Source organism: Halanaerobium sp. DL-01 (assembly GCF_003338615.1).
In the GTDB taxonomy this organism is placed as follows: Bacteria; Bacillota; Halanaerobiia; order Halanaerobiales; family Halanaerobiaceae; genus QPJE01.
Map to the genome: position 1 here is coordinate 1 of NZ_QPJN01000023.1, position 6,749 is coordinate 6,749.

5 protein-coding genes are annotated in these 6,749 nt (G+C 27.1%); all 5 read right to left on the reverse strand.

Going from position 1 to position 6,749, the window contains the following annotated elements; translation table 11 throughout:
• Positions 1 to 39: 39 nt before the first annotated feature.
• On the reverse strand, positions 40 to 774 hold the full coding sequence (locus DER71_RS08430; RefSeq protein ID WP_114474540.1) for a hypothetical protein: 735 nt from the start codon (positions 772 to 774) through the stop codon (positions 40 to 42).
• 207 nt (positions 775 to 981) lie between these two features.
• Positions 982 to 2,061: an endonuclease NucS domain-containing protein gene (locus tag DER71_RS08435; RefSeq protein ID WP_199505656.1), complete on the reverse strand. Its 1,080-nt coding sequence runs from the start codon at positions 2,059 to 2,061 to the stop codon at positions 982 to 984.
• 120 nt (positions 2,062 to 2,181) lie between these two features.
• A complete protein-coding gene (locus tag DER71_RS08440; RefSeq protein ID WP_114457995.1) occupies positions 2,182 to 3,795 on the reverse strand; it encodes a hypothetical protein in 1,614 nt (537 codons plus the stop codon).
• A 214-nt stretch (positions 3,796 to 4,009) separates the two neighbouring features.
• Positions 4,010 to 5,053 carry a pentapeptide repeat-containing protein gene (locus DER71_RS08445; RefSeq protein ID WP_147267756.1) on the reverse strand — a complete coding sequence of 348 codons (1,044 nt, stop codon included), beginning with the start codon at positions 5,051 to 5,053 and terminating at the stop codon, positions 4,010 to 4,012.
• A gap of 166 nt (positions 5,054 to 5,219) precedes the next feature.
• A complete protein-coding gene (locus tag DER71_RS08450) occupies positions 5,220 to 6,461 on the reverse strand; it encodes a hypothetical protein (RefSeq protein ID WP_114457994.1) in 1,242 nt (413 codons plus the stop codon).
• Positions 6,462 to 6,749 lie beyond the last annotated feature (288 nt).

Here is a 6,749-nt window from a genome sequence, read left to right on the forward strand (position 1 = left end):
GTTTTAAATGCTTTTATTGTTGTGTTTAGAAGACTTATTTTAGTATTTGAAACATGTAAATTGGAAAATATTATATGCTTTTTGTGTTACAATCATATTACTTCTTCCGAATATATAAAATAGTAGTGTAATAATTATTAAAAGAATAATTTCTATAATAATAATGTCCCAAACTTTTGTTGTTAAAACAAATTTATGTTTTTTATAAATCTGATATGATGGTATAAATATTAGTACCAACCATGACAACGAAATAAAAAAACTTAATATCTGATTTATTTTTGATACAGACATTGGAAATTCACGTGTTGGTTTTAAAAAACTTATTTTATTTGAATAACGAACTGTTTTATACAATTTTCCTATAACTTCATCTTCTAAATAATCAACATGTCTTTCCCAATTATTTTGCCAAAATTTGCTTCCTTTGTTAACAAAATACCAACTATATGAGAAAACAAATCCCAGTATCCCCAAAATTAAAAGTGATGTATCTTTGCGCGTTATACTTTTACTAAGTATTGTAAAATATCCAGCAAAAGAGGCTGCAATAAATGCCCAAAAATATGTGGCTCTTTTCCAATATAATTCAATTTCAAATTTTCTTATATCAAGTGACTTTTCTAAGGCCTTCTTTTGTCTTTTTTTAAGATTTTTATTTTCGTCTTCATCCAAAAAAGTTTCATCTTTATTATTATCATTACTCTTTTCACCCAATGTTTTTTCAAAATACTCTTTTCTATTTTTAATAATGTTCTTTTTATCTGCTTTCATAATTAACCTCCTAAGAAATTGCGCATAACGTCCCGAGTGTTCCCGACGTGCCTGTGCCCCTCGGCCTGTTACGATGTTTGCTTAAAATTTGCTTCCGGTTTGTTTCATCAGTAACTTTTGCAAACATCGTAACAGAAGGCATGTCCCGACAGGGCTGGCTGGTTTTTAGCCAAAGCTGGAACACTCTGTTATGTGACGTTGGGTCCTCTAATTATTATCAATTAATTCTTTTACAAAATCTATATATTCATCACGGATTTTATAATTATCTTTCTCCCATGAATGATTTGGATAATCATAAGAGATAATTTGCCTTAGAAAATCATTTTTTTCCATTCCAATTTGATTTGAAATTAATGATACAAAATATCCTTTATTTTTTTCTGCATTTGGTTCATTATAATCTAAAAATGCTTGCTTTAATTCCTCTCTAGTAACAGTGCCTTTTTTTAGACATTCAGGTAAAAGGACATTTTTAATTCTTCGAGGTGTCTTTAGATCTTTTTTAAAATAATTTATTAATAATTCTTTTAATTCATCTTTATCGTAATTACCGGGTTCATCTGACATTGGAATAGTAAATTTTTTCTTTGTTCTTTGTTTCTCTACTTCTTCTGGTATAGTTGTGGTTTTACTTAATAATTCTGCTCCAGATTGAGTTTTTACATAGTGAAGAATTACCGCATTTATACTAACACTAAAATTATCTGAAAGCCACTCAATCATTCTATTTAAAGAATCTTCTATTTTAAAGCCGACAAGAAGAATCCTTTGAGTTTGGTTTATATTTAAATTTTCTAAAGTGATCTCTTCAAAAGTATCAGATAAAAAATCTTCCAAGTTCTTACCTATTTCTTCACTGAGCTGGTCTATATCCCATTCAGCAACTGCAGCCGCATAATCTATTGCTTGCGCTAATGCCTCTCTAGGAAGTTTATCTCTTTTAATTTCTATTATAACTGTATTACCGTTTTTATCTATGCCAAGTAAATCAAGAGGTCCAGAACGAGTATTAATTTGTCTTCCTATTATAGCAATTCCTTCACCAAGAATCTCGGAATTTGATAATATCCATTCTTCTAAGTCATATGACTCAGTACGTCCTTCGTCAGCTAAATTAGTATTAATTTCTTCCAGTTTTCCATTTATTATTTCCCAAGATGTAATTTTAGTAGCGATATAAGTCACCTCCAAGAATTTTATATTTGGCCCAATGTCACATAACGTCCCTGGGATTTGCGCTCGTGACTGGTTCCGCAGGAACTGGCGTAAAGCTTGCGTTTTCATATCTTTGATTGGTTAATCTGCAAGCTTTATGACAGAAGGCATGACGCCAATCCCATGTTAGCCGAAGTTGTCAAGATGCAGTAGAAATAACATACAAAAATTTTATAATATCAAAATCATTTATAATTTGATATTATTATATTCTAATAATACATTTCCATAATCAATTATTGGCTTACTATTTTTATTTAATAAAGTTTGCATTATAGAAAATGAATTTAAAATATATTCTTTACCTTCTTCTGCATTTTTTAAAAGAATATTAGCTTGTTTATTAGAGTAATCACCTTCAGGTAAAATGACTCCATTTGACTTATAATTAATTACTTTTTTATTGTTTTTATTCTTTTTATCAAGGATAATGATTTTTAATTCAATTTCTTCTGGCAAATCATGATCAATATATGCACAAGTCACGAATTCTAATGTATTTAGTGAAGCTAATAATTCAATTTCATTATTATTTATCATTTTTTGTAATATTTTTGCTCTATAATCACCGTGCTTTTTATCTAATATATATAATTCTTCTAAAGCTTCTGTTTTTTTGTTTAATTTAATATATCCCCAAGCTAATTTTATTCTTGTCGAAATATCATCAGAATTATCTAAAAGATAAAGTTTTAAATCTGTTATTGTTTTATGGGTTAGTAATTTCTCTTGAGAAAAATTACTAATATATTCAAATTCACAATTTATTGAATTAATGTCATTTTCATTTAAATCTAAACGATATAAATATGAAGGGTCATCACTTGGTGAATAAGCCGGATTTTGTACTTTATTTTTTAAAGTTGGTCCTTCAAATTTTTCACATTCTTTTTTAAACTTCTTTAGAACTTCTTTATCTGGAAAAGGAAGTAGTTCATTAAATTGAGTGCTTCTTTGTATTTCATTATCAAATTTCGGTAAATTTCTGTCTTCTAAAACAGAATTAAAACGTTTAAGTTCAATCTTGATTTTATCTTGAACTATTGTATAAAGATAAACCGCAAAAGAAGAAAATTTTTCTGGAAATTCATATACTATCTCAATTTTTGGTCCGTTAATTCCAATATACTTCACATATAAATGTTTGAAATGATGCATATAAGAATAAGAACTAGGATTAAAAGTTGAAAATTTTCGTTCATCAGTTCTAATCATTGATATATCTAATTCATCACATATCAATAATAGTCCTAACAATAAATCACCTTTAATTTTTTTATTATTTACAATTAGTGGGTTTTGTTTTATTTTATTATAAACATCTTTGTAATTAGTAGAAGAATGACCAGAACATAAAGTCGATATAGCTTGTATATATCCTCTGTTTAAAGAATCAAGTCCTAATGAATATGACATTGATTTATCATCTGGAACTGGAAATTTTCTTTTTAATATTAATTCTTCTGTTTTTAATGCATGTTTCTTTCTAATTTTTTCATATTCATTATCCGTAAGATCTTCTATGCTAATTTCATCTACATTTAAATATTGCATTCCAATATCATGTAAATAAGCACTAGCTAAAAATATAAAAATTTCATCCTCATTTAAACTAAAATTATTATGCTTTGACAAATAAGAGATGATTTGATTTGCATTAGATATGATTTGCTCAGAATGTGATAACCCATGGTCTGTAAACCAAGGCAATAATGGATTTGACCATATTTTTTTAACTTTTCTTTCTATCTCGTTAATTTCATCTAAACAGCTATCATTTAATTGTTCTTTTAAGAATCCCATTTTTATAACACTTCCCTTATTCTAAGTTTAAAATATCCTTATAATTATTTTTACATGACAATTTCGGCTAACGTCCCGAGTGTTCCCGACGTGCTCGTGCCCTAGGCCTGGCATGCCTTTTGCCACTCTTTGCAAAAGGCATGCCAGAGAGCATGTCCGAAGGATAGCCGGTCTTTGGCGTCACGGGAATACTCTGTTATCTGAAGTTGCACTTCTACCTTTCAGAAAACCAAACATTTACAAGTGTAGTTAAATATAAACCTAAAATAAACCATCCAAAAATTCCTTCAGTTACATATAATATCTTATAATCTAGAAAGAAAGAGGCTGGATAATCTCCTGAAGTGAAAAAGGCACTAACACTTGTTAAGAATGACTGACTTATACTGTTTAAATTAAAATAATAAACAAAAGAAAAAACAGTAATAATTAATATCCCAGCTCCAAATGCTCTAAAAGGTTTAATTCCATAACCAGTTAATAATTCTATTAAAAATTTTTTATATAAATAATCTATTAATCCATTATTGTTATGATTTGTTCCTGCTTGTTTTGATTTAAAAAAATATTTTCTTTCTTTATCGTAAACATTAGCTGCTTTAAATGCTTGCCGGATAGAATTATAAAAATCACTCAAAAATGAATAATTATACTCTGATTTCTTCGATCGTTTATGTGCAACAAAATATGTAACAGGTTCCTCAATATTTACTGTAGAATTAAATTTACAATCTGAAAACAAATTTTCTTCTGTAAAAAAATGTTTAAATTTTGTATTAGAAAAACTGCAGTTTATTAATTTACAGCCTTCAATAAAATCACAATTAATAAATTTACATTTTTCAAATTTTGCCCCTAACCATACATTATTATGAAAAATACAATTGTGAAAAGTAACTTTATGAAATTTGGCAAATTTAAAGGAACAACGAAAATATCCATTTTTAAATTCACTATGATAAAAATGTGAATAAGAAAAATCCATATTTTCAAAATTATCTTTTTTGGGGAAATCAATTTCTTCTCCAGTAATCGTTATCCCTCTTAAATCATACATATCATCTAAAAAGTCCTTTAATATCCCATATTCATATTCCTTTTGAAGAAAATCTTCGCCTGCACCATTTCTAATCTTTTCTAACACGAGTTTATAAGCTTCTTCGCCTCCATTTATTGGCTCCCATCTATCACTATATTTTATTCTTTCTTTAGTATTGTATAAATTTAATTGATGTATCGGAATAAACATTACTATCACCTCAAATTTTAAGTGCAATTTCAGATAACGTTACTGGGATTTAAGAAGTTCATGAGGTTTAGGGCGACCGCCCTTACCAAATGAATTTGCAATGGAGCGTAGCGACATCTTTAATCCCATGTTATACGAAGTTGCTTTTTTTCAGCAAAGTATTAAAAATATAACTTTATTTTTTATATAACATATCAATCTTTTGTTCTATCGATTTATTTTTTTGGGTGCTAATTTTTTGAACTAACTTTTCTAATTCTAATAGTGGATTCATTTTATGATAAAAAATTTTTTTAGATCCTTTTTCCCATTTATGTTTATCAAATAATAACTTATCTTCATTTGCTAATGATTCTTTTGATAAAGTTTGTGCTGCTCTATTCATAAAACACTTATCCCAATTATTTCTATTGTATTTTTTATATTCAGAAATTCCCTCAGTATAATATTCCATTATATTTTCAGGTTTGTCAAAATAATCTATTGGATATTTTTTATAAGGATCATATGTATATTGTATTAAAATTTCTCTACCAAGCCTTTCTTGAATCAACTTTTTATTAGATAGATTTAAGATAACTATTGAATAACATATTATTCTAAATTCTCTTACCAAAAATTTTTCTTTTTTAAATAAATTTTCATTTTTAAAAGAATATTTTATGTCAATATTTATGAATTTTCCAAAAAGAAAACCTAAAAAAGAATTAATTTTAGTTTGTTTTCTTATTTTGGGTACTGTTTCGAATCCAAATTGTTTCCAAAGCCAATCAAAATATATATAAAAATCTGGTAAATATGATAACTGATTAAATCTATTAAAAAATTCATCTCTATTTCCGGATTTAGTATGAAATCGTCTCTCAAGAGCACTAGTAGAATTAAGTTCAAACTCCCTTATACTTAAATTTTCTAGAGATTCTTTTTCTTCTAAAGTGAATGTCTCCATTAATAATTTTTTATTTTTCTTAAATAAATCAGCTAAAATTTTTATTGATAGTATTTTAATATAATCAAACCAATAATTTTCAACATATTTTACCTTTTCCCAATCAAATTTTTTCTTAAAATTTTTTGTACAAATGTTGAATTCCTTTTTTATCCTATCAATATTTATTTCTATATTATAGTCGTTTTTTAAATAATTAGTTAAATTATGTTTAATACAATAATTAAGAATATTGAAAATTAAATATTGAATTGAATCAGACTGGTGCATTATTGCAAAAGAAGGTGGAACAAAACTTTTATATTGTTTAATATTAATCAAACAAGATCGATAAATATCATTGTAAAATCCCTTCAAAACAATGTTGCTTTTTACTGAACATTTAGGGCAATCAATATTTTCTTCATAAGGTATATAAAAAGACCCACAATTTTCACAAAAGTATTCTGTTTCTAGATGTAAAGTCAATTTTTTCCCTCCCATAAAAAAATACATTACGTCAAATCTAATAGTTTTTTAAAAGTATTAATATATTAAAAGCTATTTCGTATAACGTTACTGGGATTTGCGCTCGTGCCTGATTCCGCAGGAACTGGCGTGAAACTTGCTTTAATATTTCTTGCTGCATAATATTGCAAGCTTTATGACAGAAGGCATGACGCCAATCCCATGTTATACGATGGAGCTGGTTTGCTCTTTTGATAAATTTTAGAAATCTTTATAAATAAAAAAAGGGGTTTATCTCCCCTTTTCCAG